Source organism: Synergistes jonesii (assembly GCF_000712295.1).
GTDB classification, from domain to species: domain Bacteria; phylum Synergistota; class Synergistia; order Synergistales; family Synergistaceae; genus Synergistes; species Synergistes jonesii.
In genome coordinates this window covers 25758-42438 of the sequence record NZ_JMKI01000060.1, presented here as the reverse complement: position 1 = coordinate 42438, position 16681 = coordinate 25758, and the positions used below count along the sequence as shown (strand labels likewise).

22 protein-coding genes are annotated in these 16681 nt (G+C 56.0%); 2 read left to right on the top strand and 20 right to left on the bottom strand.

Annotated features, from left to right (window positions below; genetic code table 11):
• The 14 genes from EH55_RS13170 to EH55_RS13105 form a co-directional block, all read right to left on the bottom strand.
• Nucleotides 1–671, bottom strand: a 671-nt coding sequence (locus EH55_RS13170) for a hypothetical protein (protein ID WP_037978751.1), incomplete at its 3' end; no start/stop codon positions are given.
• Nucleotides 672–845: 174 nt separating this feature from the next.
• Nucleotides 846–1388: a glycoside hydrolase family 108 protein gene (locus EH55_RS13725; protein WP_051682940.1), complete on the bottom strand. Its 543-nt coding sequence runs from the start codon at nucleotides 1386–1388 to the stop codon at nucleotides 846–848.
• Entirely contained in the window at nucleotides 1385–1708 is a 324-nt protein-coding gene (locus tag EH55_RS13160) for a hypothetical protein (RefSeq protein WP_037978750.1), read from the bottom strand. Before EH55_RS13160 ends, EH55_RS13725 begins: the two co-directional genes overlap by 4 nt.
• Before the next feature lies 1 nt (nucleotide 1709).
• Nucleotides 1710–1961, bottom strand: coding sequence for a hypothetical protein (locus EH55_RS13155; protein ID WP_037978749.1), 252 nt, complete (start codon nucleotides 1959–1961; stop codon nucleotides 1710–1712).
• 235 nt (nucleotides 1962–2196) lie between these two features.
• Complete coding sequence (locus EH55_RS13150; protein ID WP_037978747.1) at nucleotides 2197–4104, bottom strand: NlpC/P60 family protein; 1908 nt, start codon at nucleotides 4102–4104, stop codon at nucleotides 2197–2199.
• 49 nt (nucleotides 4105–4153) lie between these two features.
• A complete protein-coding gene (locus EH55_RS13720; RefSeq protein ID WP_051682939.1) occupies nucleotides 4154–4732 on the bottom strand; it encodes a DUF4376 domain-containing protein in 579 nt (192 codons plus the stop codon).
• Between the two features lie 20 nt (nucleotides 4733–4752).
• On the bottom strand, nucleotides 4753–5769 hold the full coding sequence (locus EH55_RS14515) for a hypothetical protein (protein WP_037978745.1): 1017 nt from the start codon (nucleotides 5767–5769) through the stop codon (nucleotides 4753–4755).
• Between the two features lie 12 nt (nucleotides 5770–5781).
• Nucleotides 5782–6210, bottom strand: a complete 429-nt coding sequence (locus EH55_RS13135; RefSeq protein WP_037978744.1) for a phage tail tube protein — start codon at nucleotides 6208–6210, stop codon at nucleotides 5782–5784.
• A gap of 30 nt (nucleotides 6211–6240) precedes the next feature.
• On the bottom strand, nucleotides 6241–7050 hold the full coding sequence (locus EH55_RS13715; RefSeq protein WP_051682938.1) for a glycine-rich domain-containing protein: 810 nt from the start codon (nucleotides 7048–7050) through the stop codon (nucleotides 6241–6243).
• Nucleotides 7051–7063: 13 nt separating this feature from the next.
• Nucleotides 7064–8284, bottom strand: a complete 1221-nt coding sequence (locus EH55_RS13125; protein ID WP_037978743.1) for a hypothetical protein — start codon at nucleotides 8282–8284, stop codon at nucleotides 7064–7066.
• A complete protein-coding gene (locus EH55_RS13120; RefSeq protein ID WP_037978742.1) occupies nucleotides 8284–9033 on the bottom strand; it encodes a phage distal tail protein in 750 nt (249 codons plus the stop codon). The genes EH55_RS13125 and EH55_RS13120 overlap by 1 nt, the downstream gene beginning before the upstream one ends.
• The gene (locus tag EH55_RS13115) at nucleotides 9033–12671 is read right to left on the bottom strand and encodes a tape measure protein (protein WP_037978740.1); all 3639 of its coding nucleotides are present in this window, start codon (nucleotides 12669–12671) and stop codon (nucleotides 9033–9035) included. The genes EH55_RS13120 and EH55_RS13115 overlap by 1 nt, the downstream gene beginning before the upstream one ends.
• Nucleotides 12664–13017 (bottom strand): hypothetical protein, encoded by a 354-nt coding sequence (locus EH55_RS13110; protein WP_037978738.1) that lies wholly within the window; start codon nucleotides 13015–13017, stop codon nucleotides 12664–12666. Before EH55_RS13110 ends, EH55_RS13115 begins: the two co-directional genes overlap by 8 nt.
• Nucleotides 13018–13034: 17 nt before the next feature.
• Nucleotides 13035–13403 (bottom strand): hypothetical protein, encoded by a 369-nt coding sequence (locus EH55_RS13105; RefSeq protein ID WP_051682937.1) that lies wholly within the window; start codon nucleotides 13401–13403, stop codon nucleotides 13035–13037.
• Between the two features lie 93 nt (nucleotides 13404–13496).
• Here EH55_RS13105 and EH55_RS13100 point away from each other — a divergent pair, with 93 nt between their 5' ends.
• Both EH55_RS13100 and EH55_RS13095 read left to right on the top strand, forming a co-directional pair.
• The gene (locus tag EH55_RS13100) at nucleotides 13497–13676 is read left to right on the top strand and encodes a type II toxin-antitoxin system HicA family toxin (protein WP_037978737.1); all 180 of its coding nucleotides are present in this window, start codon (nucleotides 13497–13499) and stop codon (nucleotides 13674–13676) included.
• Nucleotides 13677–13716: 40 nt separating this feature from the next.
• Nucleotides 13717–14115, top strand: coding sequence for a type II toxin-antitoxin system HicB family antitoxin (locus EH55_RS13095; RefSeq protein ID WP_037978736.1), 399 nt, complete (start codon nucleotides 13717–13719; stop codon nucleotides 14113–14115).
• 26 nt (nucleotides 14116–14141) lie between these two features.
• Here the strand turns inward: EH55_RS13095 and EH55_RS13090 are convergent, their stop codons facing one another.
• The 6 genes from EH55_RS13090 to EH55_RS13065 are packed head-to-tail and all read right to left on the bottom strand — an operon-like array spanning nucleotide 14142 to nucleotide 16670.
• On the bottom strand, nucleotides 14142–14585 hold the full coding sequence (locus EH55_RS13090) for a phage tail tube protein (RefSeq protein ID WP_037978735.1): 444 nt from the start codon (nucleotides 14583–14585) through the stop codon (nucleotides 14142–14144).
• Between the two features lie 15 nt (nucleotides 14586–14600).
• On the bottom strand, nucleotides 14601–15164 hold the full coding sequence (locus tag EH55_RS13085) for a phage tail tube protein (RefSeq protein WP_070110205.1): 564 nt from the start codon (nucleotides 15162–15164) through the stop codon (nucleotides 14601–14603).
• A gap of 8 nt (nucleotides 15165–15172) precedes the next feature.
• On the bottom strand, nucleotides 15173–15589 hold the full coding sequence (locus tag EH55_RS13080) for a DUF3168 domain-containing protein (RefSeq protein ID WP_037978734.1): 417 nt from the start codon (nucleotides 15587–15589) through the stop codon (nucleotides 15173–15175).
• Between the two features lies 1 nt (nucleotide 15590).
• Nucleotides 15591–16040: an HK97 gp10 family phage protein gene (locus EH55_RS13075; RefSeq protein WP_037978733.1), complete on the bottom strand. Its 450-nt coding sequence runs from the start codon at nucleotides 16038–16040 to the stop codon at nucleotides 15591–15593.
• On the bottom strand, nucleotides 16030–16350 hold the full coding sequence (locus EH55_RS13070) for a head-tail adaptor protein (protein WP_037978731.1): 321 nt from the start codon (nucleotides 16348–16350) through the stop codon (nucleotides 16030–16032). The genes EH55_RS13075 and EH55_RS13070 overlap by 11 nt, the downstream gene beginning before the upstream one ends.
• Nucleotides 16347–16670 (bottom strand): head-tail connector protein, encoded by a 324-nt coding sequence (locus EH55_RS13065; RefSeq protein ID WP_037978730.1) that lies wholly within the window; start codon nucleotides 16668–16670, stop codon nucleotides 16347–16349. The genes EH55_RS13070 and EH55_RS13065 overlap by 4 nt, the downstream gene beginning before the upstream one ends.
• Nucleotides 16671–16681: the final 11 nt, after the last annotated feature.

Sequence of the window (16681 nt, the reverse complement as noted above, 5' to 3'; positions counted from 1 at the left end):
TAATCAATTCCGTTTATAGCAAGCACGGCTAGTGTCATACAGTCTATCTGTTTTATGCCAGCTTCGGTTACCAGACTTTCTGCCGGTGGTCCTTCCAACGTATATGTATCCTGTCTGGAAGGCTCCTGCCCATAGACCCAGCCTCTACCTAAGTAACTCTCAGCCACACTGACCAATTGCCTTGCCGCTTCTGCGTTGTTTTTCGGTCTTTCGCTGGATTCCAGATAAACAGGTTCCTGGCTATCGCGCTTTGACGGGATAAACGATGTGGCCGCTGATCCCTTTTCCAGCTTGTAAAGGTGCTTATAGCCAAGGTCATAAATGGTAGAGCGCAGCAGTGTATCGTTGCTGTCACGCACGGAACTCGTAACACGGAACCAGGCAGCCCCATTTGGTGACGTAAAGGTATAGCCTCCTTCTTGCTGCTGCGCAGCCAGATTTGGAGCCCTTACCCCCAAGTATACCTTGTCAGCGTCGAAGAATACTAAAAATCCCTTACATGGACCAAGGGAACGGAAAGTATAGGCAGCCCCACTCTCTATGGGGAAGAAATCTGAGTGTATATAGGACAACCGCATACTTTCATTATTCAATATCTCTCCAGTTGCCCCCAGAACCGCACCTTCTGCCCATAAATGTCGTCTGTGGCTGATAAGATTTTCGTTTGCCATATGTAATTCCCTCCCATAAACTAAAATTTGGTTGTCTGAAAATTATAACACTTTAATGCACTGTAATCACATCAATAGAGCAATAAAATACTTTTTCGTGCCTAGCCCCTTAGTCCTTTCATATAAAGAGCAAAGCGGACCCCCAAAGGCGTCCGCCCCGCAATCTATCTGTTGTCACACACGCACGCCGCACGTCTTCGCCAGCGCCAGCGTCCTATTGCGCCAGCCTTTTAAAAAGCTTTTCTGCGACGGTCTGGCGACGACTATGCGATCATAAAAGGCGAGCCTCTTGGTGATCAGCATTTTCGAGAGCGCTAGCCCATTTTTCCAGGCAACTTCATACAGGACGCCGCGCGTCTGCGGGCCCCATTTGCCATCGATCATGAGGGACGCTCCCAACGACACGCAAGCTCTTTGAACGATGTCGGCGGTGCCGCCCATGCCGTGGTTCACACAACAGTCGAAGAGGATCATGTCTATGGGCTCCGTGTATCTGTCCCAGGCAAACGGAGCCCAGTAGAAAGCTTTATAGATTATGCGTGCTTCGTCCTTCGACAAAGCACGCACGTTGTTGTGTTTCACCGTTCCTTTTTTATGCGCCCTGTTTAGGGTCGTCTGCGTTATGCCCATGTTCGTCAGTCCGCCGCGGTCGGCCGGATGGTTCGAAAGTCCGCCTTCCCACGGCAGCGTGAAGCTTATTGCGCGGTCCCAGCTCACCGAGGCTGCTCCTTGGCAAAAGTTGTCGCTATGATCTCCTTCGCCAAAAGATTGTTCCATACATGCCCATGTTTTTCGTTTAGCCGGTTGCAAATGATGTCTACCAGCAAACCGAAGAGAGGAGCGTCAAACGGTTCCAGCCACCATGGCAAACGAACGGCTTCATCGAGCTTCCGCACGACGTATTCCCTTTTCTGCGCACCGGTTTTTCCGGGTATTTTCTCTTCCGCTTCCAGTACCAGCTGCAGCGCCCAAAGGCGCAGCGAGGGCACGACGCGTTCGGCGTTGACGAGCAGCCACTTTTTTATTCGCATCCACATTTCATTTTCCCTCCTTGAGGTCGTTGATCTGATGTTGTAGAGACTTGATGGACGTCTCTATCGCGGCGATACGCACGCGCAGGTCGTTGCTGCGGCGGTCGATTTCCTCAAGCTTGTTGCGCAGGGAGACTATCGAGTCGTTTATCTGCGTGAGCTTGTCGCTTATTGGCCGTATCACCGTCACGCGCATAACAGCGGCGGTGAACGTGGCAATCGTTATCCCAGCGATTATGACGTCCAGCGTGATGTTCATTTTTCATTCCCCCTACGCAAGCAGGGTGATCACGCCCCGCCAGAAAAGACAAGAGCCGGCTATCACGCCGGCCCAGACCACAGCCATTTTTACGTCCATTTCTTATTTCTCGCTCCTTCACAACCACCAAAATCAGCTCGGGCGGATATCCCGGCGCTCCATATTTCCGCCGGTCTCCGCCAGCGGGACACCCTGTCACTTGGCACCCAAGCCACAGCCGACACCTCCAGTTACATCAGTCTATCCGCCGTCTCGTCAGCTTCACGTGCTGCCCGTTCGGGATATAGATATTGTTTTCCCCGTCGCCGATGCGCAGCGCCACGAGCTTAGCCTGGTCGGCTTCTGGCAGCTCCGTCCATACGAGGCCGTCGCTCGTGTGGGCGTATCTGCCGTTGTGGCGGCCGATGTAACTGCCGCTCGGAATGACGGTCTCAAGGTATGCGTAACTGTGATATCCCTGTGGATACTGCGCGACCGAGGGGTCATCTCCGTCGTCAAGAGCCGTCCCAGTGCCGCTCTGCGCATTGCCGCGCCAGTACGGCTGTATTGCCTGATGTTTCTTAAAAAGTGCGATGTCTTCGTCCGTCCACGGCGTTGCGTTTATTTTCCGGTAGCGCAGACGGTAATAAGCCGCTCCCTCCGGCACAGAATCCGCCCATGCCGTCGTTTCAGAAATAAACGTTTCATCCGCGTCATACCAGAAAAAGTGATAGACGATAAACCCTAGTTCTCTCAGGCGCTCTAAGTTCTTCGCTACACAGAAGACCGGAACCAGGTTCGTATGTAACTGGTGCTGATTGGATGTCTCCACAACGCCGTTGGCACTTATATCACCGCGTTCCCATATAGCCGCATTGCGTCCGTAAATATCGATATTGATACGCTTACCGTTGCCCTCAACTACCACAGATGGCTGATAATGCGAGCTGTAAATTACATTATTCGTGTTCATATGTGCGTTACTGTCATACTCCGTATACGGACTTGAAAGCGGGATGCGCGCGAACATCTGGATAAACTCAACGCTGCATCCGGCAGGCGGGGAGCTTCCCCCTGATTCGCTGCTTACTCTGTCAAGGAAGTTATTCACGACTATATTCCCGGTATTGGATATTTCAATTGTCTGCGGATGCAGCAGCCCATCGTCAGAACGGCCGTTAGCCGGTACCGTATCTCTTAGCCAGCGTCCTGTAAACATTCCTACATGATCGATTCCGCGGAAGCTCGTTTTAGTCTTTTCGTAATTCGTCTTTCTGTAATTCATTCCCCAGAAAACCAGATCACCGGCTTGCAAATTACGGTAATTCTCCCCAGGGTCGATTTCCCAACCGTTTTCGTATATCCAGCGTGCGAAGCCCTCCAGAAACTTCTGCTGAGAATACAGGCCCCACTCGTAATATTTCGCTGAGCGCCACAGAAAAGAGCTGCAGAAATACTTGCTCTGGAAATACGGGATACCGCCAACCGCCAGCATAGCAAGCGTCAGACAGTCTATTTGCTTCACGCCGTCTGATTTCAGATATGAAACGGACGGTCCTGTAGGCGTCATAGTGTCGTGCAACGTTTGAGCGTTCCCGTATTTCCAGCCATGCCCTATATAACTTTCCGCGCAAGAGACAAGCTGTCTCGCCGCTTCAGGGTCATTTTTAGGTCTTGTGTTGAACTTAGGGATATACTGGTCCTGCGCGTCTTCAGGTGCAGGCGTAAAGGCCGTCGGAGAACTCCCTTCCTCTAGTTTATACAAATGCTTATATCCCACATCCTCCAAGCAAGTAAAAAGATATCCTGAAGGAGGCATAGGCAACCAGCTGAGAATCTCCATATACGCCGCATCTGACGGAGATGTAAAACTCGCCCCCACCTGAAGCGCGCTTTGCGACAAGCTTGTATTCTTCGACAAAAATGTTCCGGTCTCATCAAAAAAACTTAGCGCACAGAGGCAGACTGCACTCCAGGCCTTAAGCGTATAGCCTTTTCCGCCCTCCACCGGAATCATCTCGCTGCGCAGAAAATACCTGTGATAATAACCATTGCTGCTGTCGTCCGGCGCGTCGCAGACCTCGCCAGATGCATTGCGGAAACCGGTAAACCAACACCATTGAGAATGCCTAACAAGATTCTTATTTACAATGCTTTCCGTCATAGGAAATACCCCCTTAAAAAAGAACGGGGCTTTCGCCCCGCCCACTTATTTACCACGTAATGCCGTTGAGCTCCGCTTCCGTCGCCGCCGCGTCAATCGCCGCTTGCAAAGCCGCCTCTCTGTCGAAGCTGCTCTGCACGTGCTGACGCACCGCCTGTGCGACCGCTATGACCTGCGCGGCTGAAAGCGTCACAAAGCCGCTCTTCGCTTTCCATGTCACACTGTAGGTTTCGTCCTCGCTCTGTGACGCCGCAAGTGCCGCTCCTGTGATGAGCGCCTGGCTTTCGCGGTCAGTGCGTATCAGAGCGCCGTTGAGCGCGATGCCCGCGATTTCAGCCGCGTAGCGTGCCGCCGCAATCTCAGCGCGCTTGACGGCTTTCAGTTCGTCGAGCGTCGGCGTCAGGTCGTTTTCCACTATCTGCCCGGAGCCGTCGAGCCGCCAGCGGTATTTGCCGTCGTCGGTCACGAGCGGCTGCGGCAGATAGTTGTTCTGCGCCAGGAAGTAGGCGTCGCCCGTGCCTTCGTCCACCTTTATCCAGCCCTCCGGTACAGGATCGCCGAGGAAGGTGTCGGAATTTACCATCGTGATGTTGCGTTCGCCGTCGATTTTTACGTATACTGCATACATATTTTTACCTCCATCTTAAGTTATAGATCCGCGGACACAAGCACGCCGCCACTTTTCGCTACAACGATACCATCCGTAAGCCCATGTGCTTCTTCTGTTGAGAGACGAAGAATGAGATTCGGCGTCTTGCTTATGAAAGATGGCGTAGTCTCAAGTCCTGCCGTGCTCCCACTTAAGTTTCGTATATCAAATTCACCGCTTTCTATTGTCGGTAATATACGCATCGGGACAAATCCTGGAAGAAGAAAATCCATATATTTCGTGCCGTATGAGACCATACGTGCACGCTGATTGACACTAAAGAATTGTGAATATCTCGCCGACGCTATAAACTCTTCATTTGCATCAACCATGCTGTCATACTCTATTGTGCATTTTGAACCGATTTCAAATTTTGCTGTTTCTATTACCACGGGGCCAGAGGAGGAATCCGCGGCTATATATTGTTTCAGATATGTTTTTCCGCTCGATGCAGGAAGCATTGTGAATACATTTATAATTCCAGGGCCGCCTTTTCTAGAGGTTAATATCTCCGCCTCGGAGCCGGATATCGAGTAGTTATCGTTAGCAAGCACAATTCCAAAGCGAGCTTCTCCAGAAACAACATTCACTCCAGCGGATACCATGCGCCCTAAAAATCCTTGCATATTTTCTATCGACTGTTCTAAATATACACTGCCATTGTTGATAGGTGTTAACATTATTCCCTGGGGAGTTAACGATACTGTTCCCGATCCATACATAAGCCAGCGCGCTATTGTGTATTTACGCGTTATTGTCCATGGTCCAACATCATTATCCCCCCCACGCAATACAGGATTTCGGAAATCCCAGTTGTGCAGATAATTTTTGTTTGAATATGAATCATCTGTGTTATAAGCAAGATCGTTATACGGCGTCACGCCATCGCCTATCTTGAAACGTATCTTGCCGGAAGTGCTCTTTTCCCAGACTATTTCACGGTTTGCAAGTATAGGATTCTTTGTTCTCCAGTTAGTTGCCGTGTCACCGCGAAGTTTTATTGTTTTATACGCCATTTTATTAGCCTCCTATGTATTATTTAGAGGGCCGAGGCCCTCTATCGTGATCGAGAATCCCGCTGCTTCGTCATGCGCCCAGTCCTCGCTCGTATCCGTGATGATACCGCGTCCAGTGCGCATGGCGCCGATGGAATCGCGTATGCGCAAGTACACGGGCGTGCCCATCGCGGCGGCGACACGTATGTAGTCGCGCGCTTCGTCCGTCAGCATGAACAGCGTATCTATATCCATCTTCCAGCTTCGAGCCGCAACGCGCGCGTATCCCCATCCGTCAGAGCGCGCTTCCGTCATGTCGACGACATCCGCTTCAACATCAAGGGAGCCGTCCCTTTGTCCGCCAAAAACACACCATTTGCCGAGCACGCCCGGAATATAGACTTCGACTAAAAAATCCTTGCCCTGCATAGGCCGGTTGATGTCGCGCTCTGGCATCTTCATTTTTTATCACTCCCAGTCACAACATGATGCTCACCACTCGATTATCAGCAGCCCGCCGTCCGCGGCGGCGCTGTAGGGCTGCCCCTGCCCGACGCCGTACTGGAGGATGTTCCAACCGCCGGCGCCGTCCGTTCCGGGGCCAGCGCCGGTCGCGTTGCCGCCGTTCTCTCCATGCGCCGCCGTGAGCAGGGAGCCGAACGTCGTGTCTTCCGCGTCGACTATCCCGCCGCCCCCGCTCATATTTCGATATGCCGCGGCGCCGACGTGTACGGCGTATGACGCGTCCGGAGCGACGGCGACCGGCGCTTTAAAGCAGGAATATCCGTTGCCGCCCAATCCGCCCGGACCGCCGTCCGGATGAGAGTTTCCCTTGATGCCCCCGCCTCCGACGGCCGTGACGTATACCTTAGTGACGCCGTGCGGGCAGTCCCACGTGTAGTTCCCCGGCGTGTCGAAGCGCGCGACGCCGTGTATTTTTTCCTCGCTTTCCGCGGCGACCGGCATTCCCGTGCCTTTGTAGTTGACGCGGATCTTCATGCCCGCCTGCGCGGAAGAAAAGAGCAGCAAGCCGGTGTTCCATTCCGTATCGCCGCCCGGCGCCGCGGAATAGTCCGGCCAGAACTGGCCGCTGGCGGGCTGCGCCGCGACCTCGCTCATCTGCACGAACGCGCTGCCGGTGAAAAGGTATACCTTCATCGACGAAGGCGACTCCTTCAGCGGCACTTCGTTCAGCCGCACCCAGTACGGCGAGACGGACGGGATTATGTGTTCTTCGTTGGTTATCAACACCGCGTTCATCGCACCGGTGAACGGGTTGAGCCTGTAGTTTATCGCGCCCACTGTATCGACCTCCTTATCCGCCTGTTTCGCCTGCTCGCGAGAGCAGTTCGGCGTTGATGATGTCGCGCTTCATTTTCAAGATGGACTGTTCGAATCCGGCCTTGTATTCGCCCAGCCCTATCTCCATGGAGATGCCGGACTTGGAGCAGATGTATTTGACCGAGGAGATCGGGAAGACTTCCACATCCGCCCCGTCTTCGCTCGTGATGCTCGCGAGCCCGTCCGGCGTTATCCGCCGCCTTATTATCTCGGGGCGGATGCCGCCGAGCGACACGCTGCGCCCAGGGTCTTTGCTCTGTGCGAGTTCGCTTTCGCCCCACTGTCTGGCGTCTTCCGCCTTGAGCGCCGAGGGGAGCGTCTTTACCGCGGCGCGCAGCCCGTACCGCCTTATGCTCGCGTTGTCCCGGCAGACGGCCAATATCCCTTTGGTCGTGGTTATGTTCCCCTCTTCGTCCGTCGTTTCGACGTTGCCCTCTACGTGGATTTCGTTTTCCACGCTCTCTATGTCCTCTTCCGTCTCGACGCTTTCGACATGCTCGCCCACCCAGAGGCGCATGTAGTCGTTCACTTCGTCGCGGCGGGGCCTGAAGAAGACTTCGCGATATTCGTCCACTCCCCAGACGTAGTTGACGGCGAACTCAGACAGCTGCTGCAGCGCGTCTTTGGCCGTCGCGTGCGCGAAGTTGACTTTCGTCGCCGCATATCCGGTGAAGTAGAGCTTGGAGCCGTTGTATGTCGCGCCGTTGCCTTCTACATACCGCCGGATCACGTCCTCGGCGATTTTCGCGATTTCCGTATCTTCATATATTTTGTCGACGATGATGTGTCCAAGGCGCGCGAAGTAGCCGTATCCCGCGTAGGTCTGCACCTTTTCCGTATCCAGAGCGCGCATCGGCATGGTCTGGACGTATCCGCTGTACCAGGGGGCGGCGCCGCCAAGCAGGCGGACGTCTACCCTCTGCCCGAGCGTTATGTCTATGCCGTGCCCCCGCGCCAGTTCAAGCGTAAAGCCCGCGCAGCCGTTTTCGTTGTTCTCGAATTCCAGCTTGAGCAGCGGGCTCTCTTTCATGTCGGAGGTGAGCGAGTACGTCTTCACGCCCTGTTCGTTGTAGAAGTCGACTGCGACGTGCCCCTCTATCTCCGGCAGCACGACGGCGTTTTTCGCGCCGACGTAGCTTTTCCCCGCGTATATCCGCCGCCCGTAGCGGTCAGGGCGGCCGTATATGAAGGACATCACAGCCACCTCCGCTCGTAGGCGATCTGTATCGTGCAGCGCGCGCCGGTGTAAGTCAGCAGGTTGTTCCCCGGCTCGAGCCGGGGAAAGGCACCGTAGAAGGCGTTGACGGCGTTCCCGCCGGCCAGCGCGACGGTCCCAGCGGCGCTGTCTATCACCACAGAGGCGCCGTTCGCCAGCCGCGGGTCGCGAAAGACGGACTCGCGCCCGTTGGCCGCGTTGGATATGCGCACGTCCGGCACGGCGCCGGAGGCCGGGGCCGTGACCGTTATCACCGGCGCCGTATCGACGTTGCCGCCGTTTGAAACGGTGAAGACGCGCGGCGCACCGGTAGCAGAGACGGTCATCGTCGTTGGGGGCGCGTGCCAGAAGGGATCTGTGCATTTGTACTCCGCCGTGAGCACCGCCTGCCGCAGCAGGAAGCCTTTGTCGAATTTCTCTTCGAGGCTGTCCAATACCGCCAGGTTGATGTGGCGGTCGGGGGCGATGTAGAGCCGCTGGTTTTCGCGGTACAGCCGCCGCTTGATTTCGTCCACCTTAGCTAAATATTCCGCCTGCGTGGCGGCTGAAACGAGTATCGAAAGCGGCAGGACGCGCTCGGCGACCTTGCCGCTGCCGGTCTTGACCGAGCCGTGTTGAAAGGCCCGCGCCTGCGTATCCGACCGAGTCGAGGCGGGCATAGAGCCTATCCAGGAGTCGGGAGGGAGCGCCCATTCGTCGGCGTCTTTCACCAGCCTGAGGTATTCCATCAGTATCCCCCCATCAGCGCCGCGCGCATCTTGGCGTTCATTTTGTTCAGCAGCCGCTTTTCGTCGGCGCTGTTATTGATGTCGCCGTATATGTTCACTTCCATTTCGGCCGCTTCGTCCCGCCGCTCGCCGGTATGCCCGGCGACGAGCGCCTTGAGCAGCTTCGCGGGGACGGACAGCGCCGCCAGATCGATCCGCTCAGGCTCCGCCCGGAACTCCGGCACGGTGATGGAAGCGTCCGCGAGCGAGACATAGCCGCCAGCGGCGAAGCCGGGCATGTCCAACGACTTTATCACCGGCACGCCGACGCAGCCGCCGGAGGCGAAGCGGTTGACGGTGTTGAAAATATCCGTGCCGCCGTAGTTGAGCCTGTCCAGGAAAGGCACGCCCAGCCGCTCCACAGCCGACGCCCGGACGACGTATTCGCCGTTGGAGAGCATCGCCGGTATGGAGTCGGACGTGCCCGAGCCGGGGCCGGAGACGCAGCCGCCGGAGGCGAAAGCAGCGGCACCTTTCACGCTATTGCCTATTGCGCCGCCTCCGCCCTTAGCAAGAGTTTGAGACAGGGCATGAGTCGCCGTTATCCCAGCCATCGCCGGGGCGGCGTTCTTTCCAAAAGAAGCGAGAGAAACGGCGGCTGCGGCCGGAGCCCACGCAGAAGCGATTGCGGCAGCGGCCGCAGATGACGCTACTGTCTGCGCTGCAAGAGAAGCCGCAGCGGCCGCGGCAATTGCTTCATTTCCCGCAATAGTTGCGGCCGACTTCGTTGCCTCTCCGGCTGTGAACGCGGCTGTTTCTGCCGAAATGTTGGCGATTTTTAATGAGGACAACGTCGTCTCCTGAGCGATTTGCTGTTGAATTTGACTAGAGTCAAATCCGAAAAGGTTACCCAGCAGCCCGCCCTCCTGCCCCAACATATTTCCCAGCAGGTTGTTGACTATCTGGTTGCTCCATTTTTCGGCGAAGGAATCGACGATGTCCGCCCAGAGCGATTTGAAGAAGTCGCCGAAGGCTTCGCCGAAGTCTTTTGCGCCTGTGAGCACGTCCGAGAAGAAGGTCTTGAAGGAGTCGCGCGTTCCGTCCAGCACGTCTATCGCCTGCTCGGCTCCGGAGACGTTGGCCTTGGTCCAGGAGTCCTGATACAGCTCCATGGACTTGCGCTGGGCTTCGAAGGCCGAGAGCCGCAGCGCGTTCTCCCTGCTCAACGCCGCCTTGAGCTGCGCGAAGCTGTTGTTGTTATACGCCCTGTCGATGTTCGCCTGTATATCCTTGCACTTGCTATAGTACCGGACGAAGTCGTCGTAGAGCTGTTTTTCCTTTTCCACGTGCACCGCATTCAGCTCGGCGGTGAAGTCGAGCGTGTCTTTTTCCGTCTGCACGAATTCGACGCCGGCCTTTTTCAGCGCATCTCTGATGTTTTGCTTCTGCTGCTCCGTGCCGTCGGCGTAGTCGGCGATGATCTTCGCGAAGAAGTCGCTGACGCTGCGATAGGAGTCTTCCGCCTCCTTCCTCATCTCGTAGAGGTCGAGGTCGGCCCCTTCGAGCGAGCCTTTCGCGAGCTCGCCCCTGATGTCGGAATAGCCGCGCACTATCTCCTCCATCGTCCGCTGGCGCTCTTTGGCTTCGTCGTGCAGTATCTTCCGTCGCTTCTCCGAGTAGGTCTCTTCCAGCCGCGTCAGGTCGCGCTGATAGTTCTCGTTTACCGCCTTCGTTTCGTCGGCGTACCATTTGTCGAGCACGTCCATCTTCGTGCCCGTCATCTCTATCCACTCATCTTCGATGCGGTCGGACGTATCCTTCGCCTTTTCGACGAGCCGCTCATATTCACGCTGCTGCTTCTTGGCGGCCTTGTCGTCGCCGCCTGCTCCGAGAAGGTCGGGAAGCTGTATTTTGCCGAGATTGCCGACGTTGTTCAGCTGATCTTCAAGCTCTTTGCGTCGCTTGTATATTTCGCCGAGCTCTTTTTGCCTCGCCTTTTCAGCGGCGATCTGATCCCTGACCTTCCCTACGGCTTCAAGGTTCTCCTTGTTGCCCTGTACGTTTTTCAACGTGCTTCTTTTTTTATGTCCGGTATTTACGTTCGCCGTCACGCTCATCGCCGAGGTAGTCTTTTTCGCCTGCGCCTCGAGATCCGCGAGCTTTTTCTCAGAAGCTTTTATCGCCTTTTCTATCGCGCTCGAATCGGCGTTGGCAAACTCGCCGTTCACCTTTTCTATAGCCGCCTGCGTTATGCCGGCCTGGCGCTCCGCCTCCTTCATCTGCGCCTGCATGCCGAGCCAGACGCCGCCGCCGATGGCAAGCGCCATCCAGCCAACGGGGCCCATCCATGCCAAAAGCGACTTGAAAGCCGCCGCTAACCCGTAAACCGTTCCTTTAAGCGCACCCATGGCGCCGCCGGCTTCTATAACGTGTAACCGCGCAGTGGTAAAAGCGTTGCCCATTTTTGCCACTATGCTTGTCGCGTCTCTAAGAAAGAACGTCCCCTTGACCCATTCCGTCCTACAGTATTGCAGCGCGGAGGTCATTACGGATATGCCCTTATAAGCGCCAATAGCGGCGATCCCGCTTTGCAGGAAGGATTCGCCCAGCGGGCTCAAAACGTCGGTCACGCCGCTCAGTTCGGCGATGGCGAAGTATATCCCCCCGACTATCCCTATCATCGGCAGGAACGCGGAATTCGCCTTCACGGCGTTCGTGGCCGCCATGTAAAGTGCCGGCGCGAGCTTGGCGGAATAGGCGGAAGCCAAACCTATAACTCCCATTTTCAGCGAGTCGGGCACCATCTCTTTCAGCGCCTTCCCAAAGCCGGACTTTTCGGCCAACGCCGTAAACTGCGTCAAGTAGGCGTTTGTCCGCTTAAGGACGCCTTTAAGGTCAAAGGCGTCGGTAAGCCCCTCGCCTATGACGCGAGCTGCGCCTACGACGTTGTCTTTTATCGTCGATAGCAGCCCGTTGACGGTCTGGCTCTGTTTTTCCATGCCACCCTTGAACTGCTTGGCCATGCCGTCAAGGATAGCTTTTATCGTCGCTTCGGCGTTGAAGGCTCCCTTTTTGGCGAGTTCCTGCGTTTCGGAGATGGATTTCCCCGCCGCCTCCGAAAGGTACTGCCAGGCGTTTATCCCCTGCTCTCCGAGCTGTTTCATCTCTTCGGCGCTGACCTTGGCCTTAGCCTTCATTTGTCCCAGCGCGCGGATCACGGACTGCATCATCTCATCGTCGCCGCCCAGCCCGCTTACGGCATCGCCGACGGAAGTGAGCATGGGGATCACCGACTCGGCCGTAAAGCCGTAGGCGAGCAGCTGTTGTGTGGATTTTGTGACGCCCGGCAGTTGGAAGGGGGTTTTAGCGGCGAAATCGGTCAGCTTTCTCACCATCGCGTCAGCCTTTTCCGCCGAGCCGAGCAGAGTTTCAAAAGCCATTTTCGTCTGCTCCACATTGGCGGCGAGTTTTATGGAGGCGACTCCTGCGCCGATAAATCCGGCCGTGAGGTATTTCAGCTTTGAAAGCGCTTTCTGCGACGACGCGATGGCGCTGCCCCCGAACTTGTCTTTTATCTGCCGCTGCGTAGCGTCCAACTTCCTACGCAAATCGGAATTGTCCGCCGATATCCTTACCAGCAGATCCGCTATCTTAGCCATCTTCCTTCACCCCTTCCGGCGGCAGATCGAAAATCCTGCGCAGATACTCCTCATCCTGTTTCCTGTCCTGCACACTACGCTTTTCCCCGCCGCTCATGGCGTCGAGCAGCGGCTTGCACAGCTCTTTCGGCGAAATATTCTTTTTCAAATACTTGCCGGAAATATTCAATAAATGTGCGACAAAATAAGAGTAGACAAAAATCTCATTCCCGACTTCTACCCTGCGCCGGCGCTGCCTATATTCATACCCGTCACACAACGCATAATATTCATGCGGCTGCAGCCGCTCGAATTCCCTCGGCTTCAGCGCGAGCTCCCCGTAGGCGACGGGCTCCGCCCACGCCACCCAGTCGGCAAAGCTGTCTATTCGGACTGCCCCGCCGTCGCCAGCGCGTTTTTTTCTTCGCCCTCTTCTTCGTCCGTTATCCCCTTGCCGAAGATGCCGCTGAGGATTATGGCTTTCACGATGAGAACTGCGATGTCGTCAAGCTCGCCGCCCTCTTCCAGATATTTGTCGATTTTTTCCGCGAACAGCTGCGGGCTGGCTTTTGAATAATGATGGCGCAGCCCGACCGTCAGCGCGTTAAGGCAGAAATTTATCCCAGCCTCGCCGCTGGATATGATCTGGTATATAGAGCGCCCCATCGCCTGTTCCAATTGCGCGAGGCGCATGATGTCGAAGTAGATGAACTGATTCGCTCCGAACACTTCAAAAGGTACCGATTTTTTCATTTAAGATTCCTCCATTTTTTCAAAAAAGTTTCTATACGCCCTTGACAACTATGCGCATAATGCGTATAATATAATCACAAAGGGGGCGGGGATATGAAGTTTCGGGAAATTGAAAAAGTCCTTTTGAAAGATGGATGGAAATTGAAAAACGTTAAAGGTTCCCATTATCAATACATCCACCCAACAAAAAACGGCAAAATCACAATCCCGAGACATACGGGGGATATCGACCCAAGGACCGTAAGATCAATATTGGAACAGGCGGGGCTTTAGAAGCCCCGCGTTGTCAGCCGATAAAAGGAGGCTGTTTATTATGAAATTAATCTATCCGGCCTGTTTCTACCCCTGCGAAGAAACGAAAGGCGCTTACACCGTTGAAGTGCCCGACCTTCCGGGGTGCGTGACACAGGGAGATTCTCTCGCAGACGCCATTCTGATGGCTACGGACGCCGCGTCCGGCTGGGTGCTGGACGAACTCGAAGACGGAAAAGCCGCGCCGGCTCCCAGCAAAATGTCGGACGTCGCGCCGAAGGAAGGCGGCTTCGTAAACCTTATCGTCCTCGACATGGACGGCTACGCCACCAAGTACGGCAATAAGGCGGTGCGAAAAAATCTGACCATTCCCGCGTGGCTGAATACGAGAGCCGAAGCGCGGAACATCAACTTCTCGCAGGTCTTGCAAGAAGCGCTTGAAGAGAAAATCGGCGTATAAAAGAGCGCCCCGTCAGGGGCGCTTCTTTACGTCCTTTCACTAAGCGCGCCGTTGCCTTCTATGGTTCCGCTTATCTCGGCCGCCCCGTCGTGCGGGCTGCTGATGGAAAACTCCGTTATGGAGCCCCACCCCGTCTGCTTCGTGCCGTCCGGGTAAAAGAGCGCTATGTTGACCTCCTTGCCCTGCACGAAGGCGGTTTCCAGCGCCTCGACGCCTGCGTCGGTGAGCAACACCAGCCCGCCCAAGTCTATCGACCAGCCCCGCAGCCCCGCCTTGAAGCCCTTCCAGCTGCCCGACGTCTTATGCGAAACATCTATGCTGTCCGCGTTGCGGTTCAGATCGGCCGACCTTTGCCCCCCGACCGTGGTCCATGTGGGGCTTACCGCCTGCCCCGTGTTTATTTTTAATAGAAAATCCTTCCCGATCTGCGCGTTCGACGTATTCGGGTTGGTCGGCAGTATTACCGGCATATCTTATTCCTCCTTTTAGTCTGCGGCCTTGCCGCCGTCTACGACTGCGCCGTAGTCCGTTGTGTCCGCGACGCCGCCGTCTATAGTCTCATCCTGCGCCCCAGCGTAGACGCGCGCGCCTCCGCCGTCCTCTATTACGCGGCGCGGCGTGAGCTGCCCGTTGCCTTCTATGGTGCCGGAAATCTCGGCAGCTCCGTCGTGCGGCGTGGATATCGAAAGCTCCGTGATAGAGCCCCATCCCTCCTGGATAGAGCCGTCCGGATACATGAAGCAGACGTTGATCTCTATCCCCTGCTCATACGCCGCCTCAAGCGCTTCCAACCCCGTATCGCCCAGCAGCACGAGCCCGCCCAAGTCGATACTCCAGCCGCGGAGCCCCGCTTTGAAGCCCTTCCAGCTGCCCGACGTCTTGTGCGATACGTCTATGCTGTCAGCCGTCCTGTTCAAGTCCGTGCTGCGCTGGGCGCCGATGATCGTCCAAGTGGGATAGGACGCGTCGCCGAGATTTATCTTCAACAAAAAATCCTTCCCGACCTGCGCATTAGACGTATTCGGGTTGTCTGGCAATGTCACCGGCATATCCCCTGTCACCTCCCCCTATACTGAATCTTGGCGGCGACCGTCAGCGTCCCGTGATAGCCGTGCTCCTCCTCGGGAAACGCTTCAAGCGACTCGATGCCCTGCGCGACGGCGATAAACCCGTCGCCGGATAAATCCAGCCCATATGACGTATAGACCGCCGCCAAATCGTCCGCTATTTCGTTTATCTCTTTTTTACCTTCATAATTCGACCATATCTCGAGATCGAGCGTGACGTCGAAGATAACGACATCCTTCGCCCCGTTCGGCTCGCATCGGTAGGCGCCGAAAGAGACGCAGGGATAATCGACATCCGCCGTCTCGGTATCGCCGACGTCGTCATAGACCGGCGTCGTCTGGTAAGCCGTCAGCAGCGCGTAGACCGCGCGCTGAAACGTACACATCGGGATACGGTTTATCAGCATTTTAACGCGCCTCCTTCATGACCTTCGCTATTTCGTCTATCAGCTTCGGCTCCTCCGCCTTATACGCCGGCTCTACAAAAGGTCTGGCGGGAATCGCAGGGATATAGACGGCGCGGCGGACAAAGCGCCGAACGTGCTGGTCGACGATTTTCAGCGCCTTCTTTTTATTCGGCTTTATCCAGTGCCCGCGTGTTCCCCGTTCGACGAGATGCGCATGCGGTTTTTTTGCACCGAATTCGCCGCTGCACCTTACGCGGCTGAACGACATGAAAATAGACCTCCGCAAAACTCCGCGCCGGCGCGGCACCCTTGCCCGCGTGCGATAAGCCATGCGCTTTACCGCTTTATTTATCGCCCTTTCCAGCCCGAGCCGCGACTTAGCGTCATAGATACTTATATCCCCGAGCGCTTTGCGTATAGCGGCGCTTGACGCCGTAACGTCAACCCGCATGATGCTCGACCTCCTCGCAGACGAGCGTGACATAGCGCCTGTCGTCGGCGCTCACGCCGAGCACGCGGTATATCCTCGTGTCGTAAACCACCCGATACCCGGGGCGCACGTCGCACGCGGGGATCACTATCTCCTGCGCGATCACGGCGGCGACCCCGCCCTGCACCACCGCTGTATTCATGCGCGGGCGTTTGAATTCGCCCCACGCCGTGCAGACGGTCCGCCACGTCTTCGCGCGCCCGCCCTGATCGTCCTGCGTCGATACGGGGCGCTCGATCGCTATCTTCCTGTCGCGGCGCCCGGGGTTCATATCGGCAGATTCCTTCGCAGGTTGAGTATCATGGTGGCGCTTAACGGAACTTCCGTCGCTGTGCTCCCTATATTCACCGTTTCCCTGTGTTCGAACCAGTGACCGATGAGCAGCAGGCAGGCCGCTTTCTCCATCGCCGGCATAGCCTCCGCCTCAACGGGATTGCCATTGACGTCAGTCCGTTCGACGTACACGCGGTTCTGATAATTTTCCGCATATTCCCTGGCCGCCGCTATCAGCATCTCGATATACGCATCCTCGTCGTCATACAGCACGCGCAGATGGCTCTTCGCCTCCGCGAGCGTTATCGGCTCCGTCATTTGCCTCACCT

Bases quoted from the DNA above. Each gene is read 5' to 3' on its own strand.
- EH55_RS13090 (WP_037978735.1), bottom strand. From the start codon at position 14,585: ATGCCGGTAATACTGCCGACCAACCCGAATACGTCGAACGCGCAGATC.
- EH55_RS13065 (WP_037978730.1), bottom strand. From the start codon at position 16,670: ATGACGGAGCCGATAACGCTCGCGGAGGCGAAGAGCCATCTGCGCGTG.
- EH55_RS13120 (WP_037978742.1), bottom strand. From the start codon at position 9,033: ATGGAATACCTCAGGCTGGTGAAAGACGCCGACGAATGGGCGCTCCCT.
- EH55_RS13075 (WP_037978733.1), bottom strand. From the start codon at position 16,040: ATGCGGGTTGACGTTACGGCGTCAAGCGCCGCTATACGCAAAGCGCTC.
- EH55_RS13720 (WP_051682939.1), bottom strand. From the start codon at position 4,732: ATGTATGCAGTATACGTAAAAATCGACGGCGAACGCAACATCACGATG.
- EH55_RS13125 (WP_037978743.1), bottom strand. From the start codon at position 8,284: ATGTCCTTCATATACGGCCGCCCTGACCGCTACGGGCGGCGGATATAC.
- EH55_RS13070 (WP_037978731.1), bottom strand. From the start codon at position 16,350: ATGAACCCCGGGCGCCGCGACAGGAAGATAGCGATCGAGCGCCCCGTA.
- EH55_RS14515 (WP_037978745.1), bottom strand. From the start codon at position 5,769: ATGGCGTATAAAACAATAAAACTTCGCGGTGACACGGCAACTAACTGG.
- EH55_RS13160 (WP_037978750.1), bottom strand. From the start codon at position 1,708: ATGTGGATGCGAATAAAAAAGTGGCTGCTCGTCAACGCCGAACGCGTC.
- EH55_RS13100 (WP_037978737.1), top strand. From the start codon at position 13,497: ATGAAGTTTCGGGAAATTGAAAAAGTCCTTTTGAAAGATGGATGGAAA.
- EH55_RS13105 (WP_051682937.1), bottom strand. From the start codon at position 13,403: ATGAAAAAATCGGTACCTTTTGAAGTGTTCGGAGCGAATCAGTTCATC.
- EH55_RS13085 (WP_070110205.1), bottom strand. From the start codon at position 15,164: ATGCCGGTGACATTGCCAGACAACCCGAATACGTCTAATGCGCAGGTC.
- EH55_RS13115 (WP_037978740.1), bottom strand. From the start codon at position 12,671: ATGGCTAAGATAGCGGATCTGCTGGTAAGGATATCGGCGGACAATTCC.
- EH55_RS13150 (WP_037978747.1), bottom strand. From the start codon at position 4,104: ATGACGGAAAGCATTGTAAATAAGAATCTTGTTAGGCATTCTCAATGG.
- EH55_RS13135 (WP_037978744.1), bottom strand. From the start codon at position 6,210: ATGAAGATGCCAGAGCGCGACATCAACCGGCCTATGCAGGGCAAGGAT.
- EH55_RS13155 (WP_037978749.1), bottom strand. From the start codon at position 1,961: ATGAACATCACGCTGGACGTCATAATCGCTGGGATAACGATTGCCACG.
- EH55_RS13095 (WP_037978736.1), top strand. From the start codon at position 13,717: ATGAAATTAATCTATCCGGCCTGTTTCTACCCCTGCGAAGAAACGAAA.
- EH55_RS13080 (WP_037978734.1), bottom strand. From the start codon at position 15,589: ATGCTGATAAACCGTATCCCGATGTGTACGTTTCAGCGCGCGGTCTAC.